The 14,373-nt window shown below is 60.8% G+C and carries 13 protein-coding genes and 1 pseudogene; 3 read left to right on the top strand and 11 right to left on the bottom strand.

The window, feature by feature from the left end; genetic code table 11:
- The first annotated feature begins 184 nt into the window (after nucleotides 1–184).
- Genes Q358_RS0110990 through Q358_RS18250 form a run of 3 tightly spaced genes read left to right on the top strand, consistent with a single transcriptional unit; the run spans nucleotide 185 to nucleotide 2,000 of the window.
- A complete protein-coding gene (locus Q358_RS0110990; protein WP_027962066.1) occupies nucleotides 185–577 on the top strand; it encodes a PA2779 family protein in 393 nt (130 codons plus the stop codon).
- Between the two features lie 26 nt (nucleotides 578–603).
- Nucleotides 604–1,575 (top strand): PA2778 family cysteine peptidase, encoded by a 972-nt coding sequence (locus Q358_RS0110985; RefSeq protein WP_051530332.1) that lies wholly within the window; start codon nucleotides 604–606, stop codon nucleotides 1,573–1,575.
- Nucleotides 1,572–2,000: a DUF488 domain-containing protein gene (locus Q358_RS18250; protein ID WP_425402551.1), complete on the top strand. Its 429-nt coding sequence runs from the start codon at nucleotides 1,572–1,574 to the stop codon at nucleotides 1,998–2,000. Before Q358_RS0110985 ends, Q358_RS18250 begins: the two co-directional genes overlap by 4 nt.
- 321 nt (nucleotides 2,001–2,321) lie before the next feature.
- On the opposite strand, the pseudogene Q358_RS18940 reads toward Q358_RS18250, so the two are convergent.
- The 11 genes and pseudogenes from Q358_RS18940 to asnB all read right to left on the bottom strand — a co-directional run.
- Nucleotides 2,322–2,780 (bottom strand): annotated as a pseudogene (locus tag Q358_RS18940) (O-antigen ligase family protein); the annotation flags it as partial.
- A gap of 539 nt (nucleotides 2,781–3,319) precedes the next feature.
- Nucleotides 3,320–4,348 carry an ATP-grasp domain-containing protein gene (locus Q358_RS0110975; protein ID WP_027962064.1) on the bottom strand — a complete coding sequence of 343 codons (1,029 nt, stop codon included), beginning with the start codon at nucleotides 4,346–4,348 and terminating at the stop codon, nucleotides 3,320–3,322.
- The gene (locus tag Q358_RS0110970; protein WP_027962063.1) at nucleotides 4,329–5,615 is read right to left on the bottom strand and encodes a type III PLP-dependent enzyme domain-containing protein; all 1,287 of its coding nucleotides are present in this window, start codon (nucleotides 5,613–5,615) and stop codon (nucleotides 4,329–4,331) included. Before Q358_RS0110970 ends, Q358_RS0110975 begins: the two co-directional genes overlap by 20 nt.
- Nucleotides 5,575–6,189: a sugar transferase gene (locus Q358_RS17255; RefSeq protein WP_051530329.1), complete on the bottom strand. Its 615-nt coding sequence runs from the start codon at nucleotides 6,187–6,189 to the stop codon at nucleotides 5,575–5,577. The genes Q358_RS0110970 and Q358_RS17255 overlap by 41 nt, the downstream gene beginning before the upstream one ends.
- Entirely contained in the window at nucleotides 6,183–6,821 is a 639-nt protein-coding gene (gene purN / locus Q358_RS17250) for a phosphoribosylglycinamide formyltransferase (RefSeq protein WP_051530328.1), read from the bottom strand. The genes Q358_RS17255 and purN overlap by 7 nt, the downstream gene beginning before the upstream one ends.
- 45 nt (nucleotides 6,822–6,866) lie before the next feature.
- The gene (locus Q358_RS0110955) at nucleotides 6,867–7,658 is read right to left on the bottom strand and encodes a phytanoyl-CoA dioxygenase family protein (protein WP_084286529.1); all 792 of its coding nucleotides are present in this window, start codon (nucleotides 7,656–7,658) and stop codon (nucleotides 6,867–6,869) included.
- Between the two features lie 175 nt (nucleotides 7,659–7,833).
- Nucleotides 7,834–9,036: a DegT/DnrJ/EryC1/StrS family aminotransferase gene (locus tag Q358_RS0110950; RefSeq protein WP_027962061.1), complete on the bottom strand. Its 1,203-nt coding sequence runs from the start codon at nucleotides 9,034–9,036 to the stop codon at nucleotides 7,834–7,836.
- A 171-nt stretch (nucleotides 9,037–9,207) separates the two neighbouring features.
- Nucleotides 9,208–10,332 carry a glycosyltransferase gene (locus Q358_RS0110945; protein WP_027962060.1) on the bottom strand — a complete coding sequence of 375 codons (1,125 nt, stop codon included), beginning with the start codon at nucleotides 10,330–10,332 and terminating at the stop codon, nucleotides 9,208–9,210.
- A gap of 44 nt (nucleotides 10,333–10,376) precedes the next feature.
- A complete protein-coding gene (locus Q358_RS18245) occupies nucleotides 10,377–11,273 on the bottom strand; it encodes a glycosyltransferase family 2 protein (RefSeq protein ID WP_084286528.1) in 897 nt (298 codons plus the stop codon).
- The gene (locus Q358_RS0110930) at nucleotides 11,270–12,334 is read right to left on the bottom strand and encodes an EpsG family protein (RefSeq protein WP_027962057.1); all 1,065 of its coding nucleotides are present in this window, start codon (nucleotides 12,332–12,334) and stop codon (nucleotides 11,270–11,272) included. Before Q358_RS0110930 ends, Q358_RS18245 begins: the two co-directional genes overlap by 4 nt.
- Nucleotides 12,335–12,417: 83 nt before the next feature.
- The gene (gene asnB / locus Q358_RS0110925) at nucleotides 12,418–14,364 is read right to left on the bottom strand and encodes an asparagine synthase (glutamine-hydrolyzing) (protein WP_027962056.1); all 1,947 of its coding nucleotides are present in this window, start codon (nucleotides 14,362–14,364) and stop codon (nucleotides 12,418–12,420) included.
- Nucleotides 14,365–14,373: the final 9 nt, after the last annotated feature.

Genomic DNA, 14,373 nt, shown 5'->3' with positions numbered 1-14,373 from the left:
GCGGTTACTGAAACCAAAATAGCTATCTGCGATAGCCCCGCCCTTAAACAGCAAGGGCATGAAATCGAACACCATTTCATTCTATACTGGGCGAGACTCATCGTGACGCCACAGACTCGCCGGACGCGACGCGTGGATCATCCAGGAGCCGGAAGCCCACACGAAGAAAAGGAACACTCACATGATGAAGAAACTCTGCCGCTATCTCAGCCCGCTGCTGATCGCCGCCTTGATGCTGGGCAGCCTGCCGGTCGTCGCGGCTCCCGCCCCCGCCAGCGGCATGATCACCACCCAGGATGCCCTCGCCGCACAGGGTGCCCAGTCCGATCGCGAACGCATTCATGACGTGCTGGCCCGGGAGGACGTGCGCGAACAGCTGGTCGCCCAGGGCGTGGACCCCGCCGAGGTCGAGGCGCGCGTCGCCGCGCTCTCCGACGCCGAGGCCGCCCAGATGGCCGATCGCCTCGATCAGATGCCCGCGGGCGCCAGCGTGGTCGGCGCGCTGTTCGCCGTCTTCGTGATCCTGTTGGTGACCGATATCCTCGGCCTGACCAACGTCTTCCCCTTCACGCGTTGATAGGTGACAGGTTGATAGGTAAGAGCATGATCGACTGCCCCCGGCGGCAGCCGGCCAGCCACAGGAACGCCCGCCCCGCGGGCGTTCTTGCGTTGGTGGCGCTGCTTTGTCTCCTCGCCGGCTGCGCGGCCACGCCGCGCCTCGATGACGCCACTCGCAGCGCGGTGGCCCCGCGCATGCTGATCGGCGATGTTCCCTTCCATGGCCAGCGCGACTATCAGTGTGGGCCGGCCTCCCTGGCCATGGCGCTGCAGTACCAGGGGGTCGATACCGATGTCGACACCCTGATTCCCCAGGTCTTTACCCCCGGGCGCGAGGGTAGCGTTCAGCCGGAGATGCTGGCCACGGTTCGCCGCCACGGGCGCATCCCCTTCGTCATCGACGGCCGCTTCGAGGATCTATTAACCGAGCTCGACGCCGGCCATCCGGTGGTGGTCATGCAGAACCTCTCCCTGCCTGCCTGGCCCGTGTGGCACTACGCCGTGGCCATCGGCTACGATCTACGGGACGAGGCCGTGATCCTGCACAGCGGGATGGAGGCGAAGCGCGAGGAGTCCTTCAAGCGCTTCGATGCCACCTGGGCCCGCAGCGATCGCTGGGCCTTCGTGGCGCTTCCCCCGGGCAAGCTGCCGGCCAGCATCGGCGCCGAGGCAGCGCTTCAGGCGATCGGCGACTTCGAGTCGGTCAACGGCAGCGCCGCGGCACTCCCCGCCTGGGAGGCCCTCGCCCGCCGCCATCCCGAACGCGCCATGGCCCATTTCGGCCTGGGCAACGCCCGCCATGCCGGCGGCGACCTTGAGGGAGCCATCACCGCCTTCGGTGATGCCACGGCGGCGGATGAGACACTCGCACCGGCCTGGCTCAACCTGGGGCTCGCCCAGGCCGCCGCGGGCCGCAGAGACGCGGCCCACGAGGCCCTGACCCGTGCCGCGGCACTTCCCGGCCCCTGGCAGGAGCACGGCCGCGAGGCCCTGGAGCGCCTTACCGAGGAGGAATGAATTTGAGCTATCGCATCGCCATCAAGGGCCTCGCCCAGCCCGCCGAGACCAACGAGGGTGCCCGCGTGCTGGTGGATCGACTCTGGCCCCGGGCCCGCTCCCGCGAGGAGCTCGTGCTCGACGACTGGTACCGCGATGCCTCGCCCAGCCCGGCACTGCGCCGCCAGTATCAGCTAGGCGAAATCAGCGAGGGTGTGTTCGCCGCTCGCTACCGCGGCGAGCTGCGCGACCATCCCGAGCGATTATTGCCCCTGATGCGCCAGGTCCGTTACCGAGGAGCGCTTACGCTGCTCACCGCCGAGCGCGATATCGACGCCTCGCCGTTGCCGCTTCTCAAGGAACGCATCCTGTTCGCCCTGCGCGAGGAGGATCTGGCGGACAGGGAGCCCGCCTCGCCGCCCTGCTATCGCCATCAATTCGACTAGGGGACTGTCCCCGGTGGTCGGGGGACTGTCCCCGGGGCTGGGGGACTGTCCCCGGGTTGGGGGACTGTCCCCGTGGGTTGGGGGACTGTCCCCGGGGTTATCCGGCAAGGCCCGGTACAGCCCCCAGATCAGGCAGAACCAGCCCGTATAGGCGGCCACTCCGACCGGATAGACCATAAAGGTATAGCTCAGGCCGAAGCCGGCGAAGCCAACCGGCAGCAGTATCCCGCATGTCGCCAGCGCACGTTTTCCCGGGTCACGGGCACGCAAGCCCGTCCGGAAGAGGTAGATAGGCAAAAGATAGATGGCCAACAACGCCAGCATGCCCAGGGTTCCACGCCGCACCCAGGCATCGAGCAGGTCGCTATGGGCATGCCAGTAATGGCCGGTCGCCGAATCCAGTTTGTCCGCCTCCGCGAGCTCGGCCATGCCCTGTGAGTATCCCGCATCTCCCCAGCCAAGAAGCGGGCGGTCGCCGATCAGCATCAGCGCCCCGCGCCACAATTCCAGGCGAGCCGACGTGGCCACCGAACGCTCACCGGAGAGATATCGATCGGCATGCTCCATGCCCAGCACCAGCCGCGACTGAACGCCTGTCTGCGGAATCGCGACGGCAGCGACAATCAGCAATACAGCGGCGGCCACCACCTGCACCCGTCGACGCGGCGTGAGCCAACCGGCATAGGCCATCCAGCAAATGGCCAGCAGCCCCGGCAGCACCACCCAGCCACCGCGCGTGCCGGAAAGCAGGGACGTCAGGCACCCCAGTAGCGCCCCCATGGCCAAGACACCACACCAGACGACTCGCCTGGGCTGGCGCCACCCCCAGGCGATCCCGGCAAGGCAGAAGAGCCCCTGCATCAGCGCCAGATTGCCGAACAGGATCGCATGCAGCGGATCGTGTCCCGCTACCCTGCCTGCGTCCTGTACCACTACCTGTAAGAGCGACCAGCCCCCGGTCCCCGAGGCTCCCAGAGTCAGCCCCGCCCAGAACCACGCCGGATCAGGCCGCGCCCGGTGCAGCACCCACAAGACCGGTGCCGCCAGCAGTGCCGGCCATACCAGGCCCCAGGTAGCCAACGGCTCAGCATGCCATGCGGCCACCGCTAGCCAGGTACCACCGAACAGACTCATCACCAAGGAAGGAAGCAGCACCGCGGGAATCACATCGGGCCCTGGTCGCCCCAGACAGCCGATCACACCGGCGCCCAACACCCACAGGAAAACCTGGAATCCCCCCGGCAGCAGCAGCGCGAACCCCCCTGATGCGAGTACACCCCATCCGACCAGGATACTCATCGGCGGCTCTTCTTGATCCACTAGGGAGAACCCGCCTGATGCCGTGGCAGGATCCCCACGAGGCGATCACACTTCGCCGACGCCACGCCATCCCGGGGGGCATCCCAGCCCACCGGGGGCTCGCGCCCTTCCGCCCAGGCCATCAGGGCGCCGGGAAGGTCGGCGCCGGCCTCGGCACTGAACGGATAACCGCCCCCGAAGCGAGGGTTGAGCTCCAGTACAAGGCACGCGGCCCCGTCCATAAAGAGGTCACAATCGAGATTGCCCACATGCCCCAGGGCCTCGCCGATCCGCCTGCCTACCTCGAGGAGGTCGGGGCGAGTCACGGTGACGGCCTTGTCGGTTTCCCCCCCACGCATGGCGAGCTTGCGCTTGATAAAGGTGGTCCGGTAGCGGCCATTCAAATCATTGACGATATCCAGCCCATATTCCTGTCCCGACAGGCACTCCTGGATCATCAGGCCCTCCGCTCCCCGGGATTGGCTGCCCAGGCCCAGCCTCGACAGGCGCCGTTGTCCATAACGCCAGGCCAGCCCGAGCTGCTCGAGATCATCGACCACCTCGATCCCCAGAGAGGCCGTTCCCCAGCGCGGCTTCACGACCAGGGGAAACACCACTTCGCCGCCCTCCAGGCCCCTCAGGGCCTCTTCCAGCGTGGCATAGGTCATGGGTGTCCCGAGCCCCGCCTTCTTCAAAAATCTTGCCGTCATCAGCTTGTCGGCCGCCAGCGAGACCACCTCGGGGCGAGAGACCACTACCCGCACGCCCCGGGCATGAAACCGCTCCCTGGCGGCGGCAAGGATCGGAAGCTCATGGTCATTGAGGGAAAGCAGCAGGCCGACGCCCTGGGCCAGACATAACTCAAGCAGGCCCTCAACATAGCCGGGGGCATCCACGGGCGGCACCACGAAGGCTTCATCCGCTTCCTGCAGGGCCGCGGCATGATCGGAGCAGTCGGCGGCCAGCACACGCCCTCTTCCCGCCAACGAAGCCCGGAAATAGCTCAGCAGATAATTACGTCGTCCGGCACTAGTCAACATGATATTCATGGTGGTCTTCCTCGGAGCCGACATGGGCCGGGGATAGATAAGAGGCCAGAATAGTCTCGGGAGAATCGGCCCGCTTCAGCAGGCGCCCCTGATCATCCACCACCGCCGGGCAAGGCACGATAAAGGGCGGCGTATAGTTCAGCGAGTAGGCACCGCGGTTCTCGAAGATGACGAAGTCTCCGGCCTCGAGAGGCCCGGTAACGCCTTCGCAGAGAATGTCATTTTCCATGCAGGTATTGCCCACCAGACGATACTCCCTGGCTCTCCGCCCCGCCTCCGACGGAGATGATGACACCACCTTGAGGCTGGGCCGGGTACTGGAACGAGTGGGGTTGAGGCTGTTGATACTGGTATCGAGCAGAGCCTGCCAGGCTCCTCGACGCCGACGGGTCTCGACGACCGGCGCTACCAGCGACATGCAGTTGGCGACCATCGACGTGCCGGGTTCCACCATCAAGCGCATGGATGTTGTCGGGGAACAGCGCGAGAATGCCCGACCGATAGCATCGGCATATTCGGCGAGACTCGGTACCGCATGGGCAAACTGGTCCCTGAGGGAGTCAGGCATGTCACCCAGCAGGCCACCACCGATATTGATCGTGCGGATGGGGTAGCGAGGCAGCAGTCGACCGGCCAGCCGACAGAGGCGCTCGACGCGCTCCACGGGATCCGCCACCCCCAGGGAGCGTCGCGTGGCATGGCAGTGCAGCCCCGTGACCTCCAGACCGGGGATCGAGTCCAGGGCAGCCAGCGCCTCCTCCAGCTCTCCGCCTTCCACCTCGAAGCCGAAACGACTGACGAGATCGGGGAAGTCGAAGCAGACTCGCAGGCCCACCTCGATACGACCGAACTCCGGGGCGATCCTCTTCAGTAACTGGATCTCCCGAAAGGAGTCCAGATTGAGCTGACTCCCCGCACCAAGGGCATCACGCAGATCCCGCTCGGACTTGATCGGCCCGTTGAAGATAATCCTCTCGCCCGGCAACGAGGCGCGGGCGACCCGATACTCGAACGCCGATACCACCTCGGCCCAGCCACCCAGCTCGACCAGCAACCTGCCGATGGGCGGCATATAGTTGGCCTTCATGGCATAGGCCAGCTCGGTGTCCGGCCAGTGGCGGCGCAGCCGATCCCGCAGATCGACATAGTTGTCGTGGAACTTCCGCCCATCGAAGAGATAGAAGGCGCCGCCTACCCGCCGGAATATCGAAGAGAGAAAAGTGTAATCAGAGCACATGCCGAAGCCCCAGTCGCCTGCGATAGTCATCCAGTCGTCCCTGGGGGGCGGCATAGAGAATGCCCTCACGCTTGAAGACGACCCCCAGGGTGGCAAACAGGATCTTGATATCCAGCCACAATGTGTGCCGATCAACGTACTCCACATCCAGGCTGAGCTTGGCCTCCCAGCTGATATCCTGGCGTCCATTGATCTGGGCCAACCCGGTCACCCCGGGGCGAACCTCATGACGGCGCCGTTCATCGCCGATAAAATAAGGGAGATATTCCATCAACAACGGCCGGGGCCCCACGAAAGACATCTCGCCCTTCAGGATATTGAACAACTGGGGCAATTCATCGAAGCTGGCACGGCGTATGTATAGCCCGAGACGAGTGACGCGCTCTTCATCCGGCAGGGGGACACCCTGAGCGTCCACCGCATCGCGCATCGTCTTGAACTTGATGACTTGAAACGGAACCTCATCTTTCCCGGGTCGCCATTGGCGAAAGAATACCCCGCCTCTCATGGTCAACTTGATAAGCAAGGCAACCAACAACAGAACCGGGCTCAAGAGGAGGAGCATGATGGCGGCCATGGCCATATCGAAGGAGCGCTTTACCATGTCAGCCTCACCCATTCGTCGAGATTAGGAGAAAACTCCGACAGCTCGTAACGCGCCCCGGCAACGCGGCCCTGTTGGTCCACGCGCCCAGCCGCGAACCAGGCGACGATCTGAACGAACATGCGACACATCTGCAGGAAAACCCTCTGGCGATTCTCCTCGTCGCTGAGCTCGGGGTCATGGGGCCTGGCCGCCTGGAGAATCGGCTTGCCGGTATCCATGCCCTCGTCCACGAAGTGGGCGGTGGCGCCGATAAACTTGCCGCCGGCCTTCAGCGTATCGCCGAAGCCGTCCAGGCCGGGACAGGCGGGCAGGATAGCGGGATGGAAGTTGACGATACGTCCCCGATAGTGCTCCAGAAACTGCCCGGAAAGTAACCGAGAGTAGGAAGAGAGGAAGAGATCGACCTCCGGCTTGCCCAGGAAATAGTCATGGAGGGCATCCGAGAACTCCCTGCCGGTGCGACTCGGTAGCACCTCGGCGGTAATGCCATGACGTCGGGCGACTTCCCGGGCGCCACATTCGCGATCGCACACCACCAGGGCAATGTGCTGCCTGCAAGCCTCCACCCGCAGAGCCTCGTCGAGCACACTGCCGCCGGAAGACGCCAACACCACCATATTCTTCGTCATGCCATTCATGCCCCCTGAAATGTTCAGCCAGCCTGCCGCGAGTCGTCAGCCCTGCCCCTTCTGATAGAAGCGCTCCGCATCAGGCCGATACCACTCCTCCAGGCTGACCGGCACCCGGCTGTTGTAACCCAGCACCTGTCGGCTCAACGGTGAGATGCGGCGGCCATACTCCTCCCCCAGCATGCGGGCATAATCCATCTGGGGCTTGATAAAGGGGCGGGTGAAACCACTGGTCAAGGCGACACGCGAGTCGTCCGTGGTGTTTTGGCCCCCCCGGTGCCAGAGGTAGGAGTTGAAGAACACCACAGAGCCGGCTGGTCCGATAATCGGCATGTAGTTGGCCTCGAACTCCTCATCGCTGGGCTTATGCTCCTGATGGTGAGACCCCGGCAGAACCTGGGTGGCGCCCTTCTCGACGGTAAAGTCGTCGAGCATCACGATCATGTTGAGCCGTGCATTGAAGCCCGGTATATAGGTGCCGATGTCACGATGCACATTGTGTAGATAGTTGCGCTTGTGCGCATACCCCGCCGTGGGGGTACTACAGCAGAGGATATAGGGCTTGTCGTCGAAGTAGCGGGCGATATAGTCGTGAAACAGGTGCATCTGGTAGAACCTGTCGAGGCTATCGTTGCCGCCGATGGTCTGATGCGCCGTACCATCCCCGGACTCGCTCAACCCACGCTTTACCTGGTACGCCTCACAGAGCTCTATCCACTTCAGCACATCGGCCTTCATCTCTGCGACTAGCTCATCGCCCACTGCCTTCTCGAAGATGACCCACCCCGCTTCATTCATCTGGTGGTCATACTCCGCCATCGTCATTTCGATAGTCATGTCTCAATACCCCAGCTGCCGTCCTACCCATGTCGGCTTCATGCGCCGACACCCAGGGCGTCCCCACCTTCATCCCCGATGAGAATCGCTCCTTCTATCGACCTCGTAACCGGCAAGAACCGGCGAGAACCAGGAACGCACAGATACACTCTGTTACCCTTCTGCAACATACAGACTATGCCCTGTGCCGATATCTTGCCAGCCCCATCACGCGCCTGATCACCCCACACGTCCTGTCGATCTCGGCATCGGTCAGCGTGGGATGACACAGCAACATCAGACTCGTCTGCCCGAGCTCCCGGGCCACCGGTAGAGGCCGCCGAGGCCGCCAACCGGTGCCATCGAAGGCCTTCTCCCGGTAGACCTCGGAACAGGAACCGGCAAGACACGGCACCCCCCTGGCGACAATCTCGTCGATGATGCGATCACGGTTCCAGCCAGCGGCCAACTGCTTCGGCTCCACAAACAGATAGCACTTGTAGGCCGCATGCTCGACGTGTTCGGGCACTGGCGGCACCCGCAATCCAGGGCATTCGCTGGCGACCTGCCAGATACGCTCGGCATTTGCTCGTCGCGCCGCCGACCATGCGGGCATTCGCTGCAGTTGAATGCGGCCGATGGCCGACTGCATCTCGGTCAGCCGCCAGTTGGTACCGAAACTATCATGCAGCCAGCGAAACCCCGGGGGATGCTCACGCTCATGGATCGCTTCCCAGCTCTTCCCATGGTCCTTGTAGGCCCACATCCTGCGCCACAGCATCTCGTCATTGGTGGTGACCATGCCCCCTTCCCCGCCTGTGGTCATGATCTTGTCCTGGCAGAAGGACCAGCACCCCACATGGCCGATGCAGCCCACGCTCCTGCCGCGGTAGCGGGCACCGTGGGCCTGGGCGCAATCCTCGATCACATGGAGACCATACCGCTCCGCCACCCCCATCAGCGCATCCATTTCACAGGGCCAACCCGCCAGGTGAACGACAAGGATGGCCCGGGTGCTTGGCGTCAGCTTGTCGAGAACCGTCGCCGCGGTAATGTTCTGGGAGTCGCGGTCGACGTCGGCGAATACCGGCACCGCTCCCGCCGTGACGATGCTGGAAGCCGAGGCCATGAAGGTCCGCGAGGTCACGATGACCTCATCACGCCCCCGGCCTTCGCCCTCGCCAATACCCAACGCCTTCAGGGCGAGATCCAGCGCCGTGGTGCCATTCGAGACGGCGATGGCGAACTGCGTACCAACGAAGGCAGCAAATTCACGCTCGAACTCGCGGCCCTCCTGGCCGGTCCAGTAGTTGACCCTGTTGGAGAGCAGAACGCGCTGCACCGCATCGGCCTCTTCCTCAGTGAAGGAGGGCCAGGGAGAGAAGGGACCATTCAGCATTCAGCCACCGTCTTTAAACCATTAAGCTCAAGGGCCATTTGTCGCGCGACAGTACGCGCCGGAATGCCAGCCACGAACAGCATCACCATCGAGCGAAAACCGGCACTATTTTCCCGTCAACCTTATCTTTCACCTGCCGTCGAGGAGCGTCTTTGAACAAATTCAACATTCTCAATAAAGCCTGGATTTGTAAAACTCAACTAGTGCCTTCTCCAATGTGGAGGCCGGAAACTGTTCTCGGGCACGACTCATGGCACGTCTTGCCAGATCGCTTCTCAGGCCCGGCTGAGAAATCATCATCAACATCTTCTCGGTCAAGGCCTCCTCGGATCCTGGAATATGCAGAAGCCCTGTTTCGCCATCGACCACCGCATCCGAAATACCATAGATATTCGAGGCAATACTGGTAACACCGCAGGCCGCGGCTTCAATCAACACCGAGCCGAAGCCCTCCCTATGGCTGGGCAGGCAAAACACGTCGGCGGCATTGAAATAGGCTTCCGGCTCGCGGGTGTAATCGACTCGGACAAGTTTCCCGGTAAACTCCATCTCGGTCGCGCCATCGGTAAACATGCCCGCCTCATCCCTACCCACAATCATCAGTCTTGCCGTCGGGTAAACACTGGACACCGACCGAAAGGCTGAAAGCAGTTCCGGGACGCCTTTTTCGGCATTGATTCGACCCAGGAAAAGGAACACAAAATCACTGGCCGCGATGCCATGCCGTGACCTTACAGTGTCTCTTTTGCAAGAGTCCGGCCTGAATCTCTCAATATCAACACCGGAGATCGAGCCATTGAGCAGTACCAACGACTTCTCTGACTTGATCACTTTTTCTTTCAGAAGAAAATCGCGCTGAGAGTGACTATCGACCAAGGAGTAGGTTGAAAATCCATGAACCAGCTTATCCAGTGTACGAAGCAGCCAGCGCGAAAAGCCTTGACGTGTTGCCCACACCTGGCCTGTAAACGTATGCAAGCGCACCGGTATGCGAGTTAGCCAGGCAGCCGCCATTGCCAGCAGGCCCGCTTTTGGGGTAATCGAGTGCACTGCATCATAGTGCCTGCCGGCAAGGATTCTAATAAGCACCACCAAAGCCACCAGATCATGCCAAGGATGAATGTTACGCTGAATCGGCGCATAAACCTGGCACGTCACCTGAAGCGAAGCCTGGTAGTCATCGGGGAAATTGGCGATCAAATCCACATGATAGTGCTCGGCCAGAGCCGCAATGTGCCCGCGCAGAAAGCCGTCTGCCGTGGTCGGTGTGGAGACAATGAAAGCGATCCGTTTCATCCGATTACCCTTTGGCAGCTTGTCAGATTACCGCGCCCAGTTCTTCATACAGGTAGCCTGGTGCTCTTTACATGCGCTATCTCTTCTGTGAAGAAATCCTTTTCTTCTTGTGACAACGGGGTTCGATTTCTGCGTTTCCGAAGCAGCTCCAGAGCGTCGAACAGGGAGAGCGATTGGGTCACCATCAACTTTGCCAGGGTAATGGAAAAGGCATGGAATCTGTCCGCAGTCGAAAAGTTGGGCCGCGCGTCTCTGACGATGGTCCGCAAGCCTTCTCGATAAGCGGCATTCAACTTGGAGGAAACGACATTCCCATCCTCCCGATAATAATAGAGAGGCTTGTTGATAAAACCCACTTTAAGGTCATTGTTTGAATACGCTCGAATCCAGAGATTGGCATCTTGACCCGTGCGTATCTTCTCACTGTAGCGGTTACGTACAAACCAGGAGCGCCTTCCCAGTAGCGACGCATGTACGATTCCAGAGTTTGATAACAAGAGAGGTCTTGGAGCTATGCTGCCATGTTCAGGGGGCAGTCGGATGCCAATCGGCTCATTGCTATTGGTCAAGGAACAGACACCGGTAGAGACCAGATCACACTCTGGCCTGGCCTGCAAAAACTCCAGTTGCTGCCTTATTCTATCGGGAGATATCAGGTCATCGGCATCCATTCTTGCAACATGGTCGTGGGTCACCAGGTCCGCCATTTGATTGAGGCGGGCTGCCAGGCGGCGATTCTCGCCATCTGAATACACCCTTACCCTGGGATCCCTTATGCTTCTCGCCAACTCAAGAGAGTTATCGGTAGAACCATCATCCAGCAGTATGAGCTCCCAGTCGCCATGCGTTTGGGAAAACACCGAACGAACGGCATCCAGCAGCGTCTCTTCGGCATTGAAGAAAGGAATCCCAATGGATACTGGCGGAAGAGTTTGGCTCATAAAAAAAGACTCGAGTTCAATCGGTAGGGATAAAGTCCGCTAAAGCTTGATGTCGTCAATACATAATAGACAACCGCACAAATCAAGAATCCAAGCAGGAATATCATCCTGTTTCTCACTCTCCCATAGCTGACAAGCACCATGGGCCAGAGAACAATGCTGGCATGAGAAAAGTATGCGGTCAGTCTTAAAACCCCGGAGGGGTTGACACTTGCAACGATAGAAGCGAAGGCGGGGATCAGTCCCAACAGATAAATATTCAACAATCTATTGTACCAGTCTCGATGCTCCTTCACCTGTCCCTTGAACAAGAGTAACAGCATACCTTGAACGGCTAGAAAGGCCACTTGCACACGCCCTCCACCGCTTCCTTCCTCTCCATAGCTCGCGAACCGGTCGTCCAGAAAGGACGCGACAAGTTGTGCAAGGCTGGAAATGGAAGCGGCCACTATCGCCGTTCCCAGCACAACCACAAGGATATCCTTCAAGCCAACATTGGGTCTTGCAATAAAATAGAGGGGTGCCGCTATAATGGCCGTCTTGTGAAACAGGACAGCAACCGCAACCAATAAGAAATAGGGTATGGCTTCACGCTTAAGCAACCAGGGCAGTGCAGCAAAACACAACGCCACGGCAATTCCCTGGCGTGCCGCGTTAAAGAAAAAAGTGTAAACTCCCAGGCTTATGAAAACAAAGATCGCAAATTCGTAATTTTTAACGAGGGTCGCAATCGTTGTCAGGTAGCACCCCACGACCAGCACCCCGATGACAACAAGCAACAAGGCATAGCTATCTGAAAAAGACGAGCTGAACCAAATCAAAAAGTTGTAACCAATCTCTGCCTGAAACGCCAGCGCCTCCTCGAAGGAAGTGACTCTTGTCAGCCAGCTGATATAGGTACCCGTATCCGTTCCCACTTCACGATGACGGAAGCCTGCAAAGAAAATCAGCAAGCAGCCGACAAACAGCAGATTCAGACGCTTTACACCATCACCGCCATAATGCCGGCCAAGCGTACCGACAGTAGCAGCGCAAAACAGCAGTGCAAGATAAGGGGTCATGATCAACCAGCCTTGGGACGGCGGCCTCAATGGCCTGAACTCAGGCAATAAGTGCATCACGGCTTAATAAGACGATCATATTGCTAGGGTGATGCATCCATTGCCGGGTGTTGCGCGAGCCAGCCCTGGAACATGAGCACGGACCACAGCTGGTGCCCATGGTTGCGGCGCCCCTCCTGATGGGCCCGCCAGGCGCGCTCCACGACGACAGGGTCGAAGTAGCCCTCTCGCTGAATTCGCTTCGGGTCCAGCAGCTCTTCCGCCCACTCGCGCAGGGGTCCGCGCAACCAGGCATCCAGCGGCACGCTGAATCCCTGTTTCGGGCGTTCAAACATTTCACGCGGCAGGTGTTTCGCCAGACACTCGTGAAGGATCGCCTTGCCCCTGTTTTGATCCAGCTTGCAGGAGAGTGGAAGCCTGGAAGAGAGCTCCACGACCTCCTGGCTCAAGAAAGGGGCACGAGTTTCCAGCGAGCAGGCCATGGCGGAGCGATCCACCTTGACCATCACATCATCCGGCAGGTAGGTCAGGGCATCCGCTTCCATCATAAAGGGCACCAGGTCGGTTGATTCTGCTCGACTCAGCACCTGATAGACGCTGTCGCGAGGATCCTGCCCCAACCCCTTGACGACGGGGGCATCGATCCACTGCATCAGCATCCCGACATAAAGATCCCTGGCCGAATATGCACCGGCCATGCGGGGCAGGTAGTAGCGTGATTTCCGCAACAAGTCGCGCCCGCGGTTGCCGCCAAGCGCCGCGATATGATCCAGGGTGTCAGGCTGCACCAGGGCGTTGAGCGATGCTCGGATCCAGCGAGGCGTCATGCGCATTCGGCCCCATGCCTTTGGAATACGCCGGTAGCGGCCGTAGCCACCGAAGAGTTCGTCGGCACCATCGCCACTCAGCGCCACCGTGACATGCCGGCGCGCCAGTTCCATCACGCACATCGTCGGGATCTGCGAGGAGTCCGCCATCGGCTCGTCGAGCAGGCCGGGTAGCCTGGGGATAACGCCCAGGGCATCGGTTGGCGTAAGGATCATCTCATGATGATCCGTCCCCAGATGCTGGGCGATCTGCCGTGCGTGTCGGGACTCATCCGCGGAAGACTCGTCGAACCCGATCGTGAAGGTCTTGATTCGCTCGCTCGACTCGCTCTGCATCAGCGCGACAACCAGGGAGGAGTCGATGCCGCCGGACAGGAGCGCCCCGAGCGGGACATCCGACAGCATCTGACTCTTCACCGAACGTCGCAGTGCCGCGTCCACCTGCCCGAGACAAGCATCCAGCCCGCCGCTACTGGATGGGTCGAGGTGACACCCTGAGTGAGTCGCCAGGGGAAACGTCCAGTAGGGTGTCGCCTGGGCCGATTGATCGGTTGGTGCCTTCAGATGCAGGTAGGTCCCCGGCATCAACTTGCCGATTTCGCGGTAGATGGACCATGGCGCCGGAATATAGTTGAGCGATGTCAGCAGCAAGAGCGACGACCTGGAGACCGAGAGGCCAGCCCCGCCAGAGTATGCAAGAATCGCCCTCAGTTCCGAGGCAAATACGAAGTCGCCATCAATCCAACCGTAGTAGAGAGGTTTCTCGCCCATTCGATCGCGTGCCAGCCACAGCGACCGACTCGACCGATCCCAGGCGGCAACCGCAAACATTCCCACCAGCCTGGACAGGGTCTGATCAAATCCCCAAAGCGCAATGGCACTGACGAGGGTCTCGGTGTCGGAATGCCCGCTCCAGCAGCCGCCGGTTGCGCGCTCGATATCCCGCCTGATCGCATGGTGGTTATAGATCTCACCGTTGAAGACGATGACCCAGCGACCGCAGGGTGACACCATCGGCTGCTTTCCGGCCGCCGTCGGGTCCTGCACCGCAAGCCGCCGGTGCCCAAGGGCGATGCCGGCTTCACCATCGCTCCATAGCCCATCATCATCGGGTCCTCGGTGCCGGATCTGCTCCGACATCCTGAACACGGCCGCCGGCAACGCTCGGGAGGTGGCAGAGAAGGCTCCGGCTATGCCACACATTGGCGCTTC

This window comes from Halomonas halodenitrificans DSM 735 (genome assembly GCF_000620045.1).
Lineage (GTDB): Bacteria > Pseudomonadota > Gammaproteobacteria > Pseudomonadales > Halomonadaceae > Halomonas > Halomonas halodenitrificans.
Note: the sequence above shows the minus strand (reverse complement) of the source record. Positions and strands in the feature narration are given on the sequence as shown.

Excerpts from the sequence above, each read along its gene's own strand:
- Q358_RS0110970 (WP_027962063.1), bottom strand. The coding sequence starts at position 5,615 with ATGACTATCGCAGGCGACTGGGGCTTCGGCATGTGCTCTGATTACACT.
- Q358_RS0110955 (WP_084286529.1), bottom strand. The coding sequence starts at position 7,658 with ATGACTATCGAAATGACGATGGCGGAGTATGACCACCAGATGAATGAA.
- Q358_RS17255 (WP_051530329.1), bottom strand. The coding sequence starts at position 6,189 with ATGGTAAAGCGCTCCTTCGATATGGCCATGGCCGCCATCATGCTCCTC.
- Q358_RS0110930 (WP_027962057.1), bottom strand. The coding sequence starts at position 12,334 with ATGACCCCTTATCTTGCACTGCTGTTTTGCGCTGCTACTGTCGGTACG.
- Q358_RS18250 (WP_425402551.1), top strand. The coding sequence starts at position 1,572 with ATGAATTTGAGCTATCGCATCGCCATCAAGGGCCTCGCCCAGCCCGCC.
- Q358_RS0110945 (WP_027962060.1), bottom strand. The coding sequence starts at position 10,332 with ATGAAACGGATCGCTTTCATTGTCTCCACACCGACCACGGCAGACGGC.
- Q358_RS18245 (WP_084286528.1), bottom strand. The coding sequence starts at position 11,273 with ATGAGCCAAACTCTTCCGCCAGTATCCATTGGGATTCCTTTCTTCAAT.
- Q358_RS0110990 (WP_027962066.1), top strand. The coding sequence starts at position 185 with ATGAAGAAACTCTGCCGCTATCTCAGCCCGCTGCTGATCGCCGCCTTG.
- purN (WP_051530328.1), bottom strand. The coding sequence starts at position 6,821 with ATGACGAAGAATATGGTGGTGTTGGCGTCTTCCGGCGGCAGTGTGCTC.
- asnB (WP_027962056.1), bottom strand. The coding sequence starts at position 14,364 with ATGTGTGGCATAGCCGGAGCCTTCTCTGCCACCTCCCGAGCGTTGCCG.
- Q358_RS0110985 (WP_051530332.1), top strand. The coding sequence starts at position 604 with ATGATCGACTGCCCCCGGCGGCAGCCGGCCAGCCACAGGAACGCCCGC.
- Q358_RS0110950 (WP_027962061.1), bottom strand. The coding sequence starts at position 9,036 with ATGCTGAATGGTCCCTTCTCTCCCTGGCCCTCCTTCACTGAGGAAGAG.
- Q358_RS0110975 (WP_027962064.1), bottom strand. The coding sequence starts at position 4,348 with ATGAATATCATGTTGACTAGTGCCGGACGACGTAATTATCTGCTGAGC.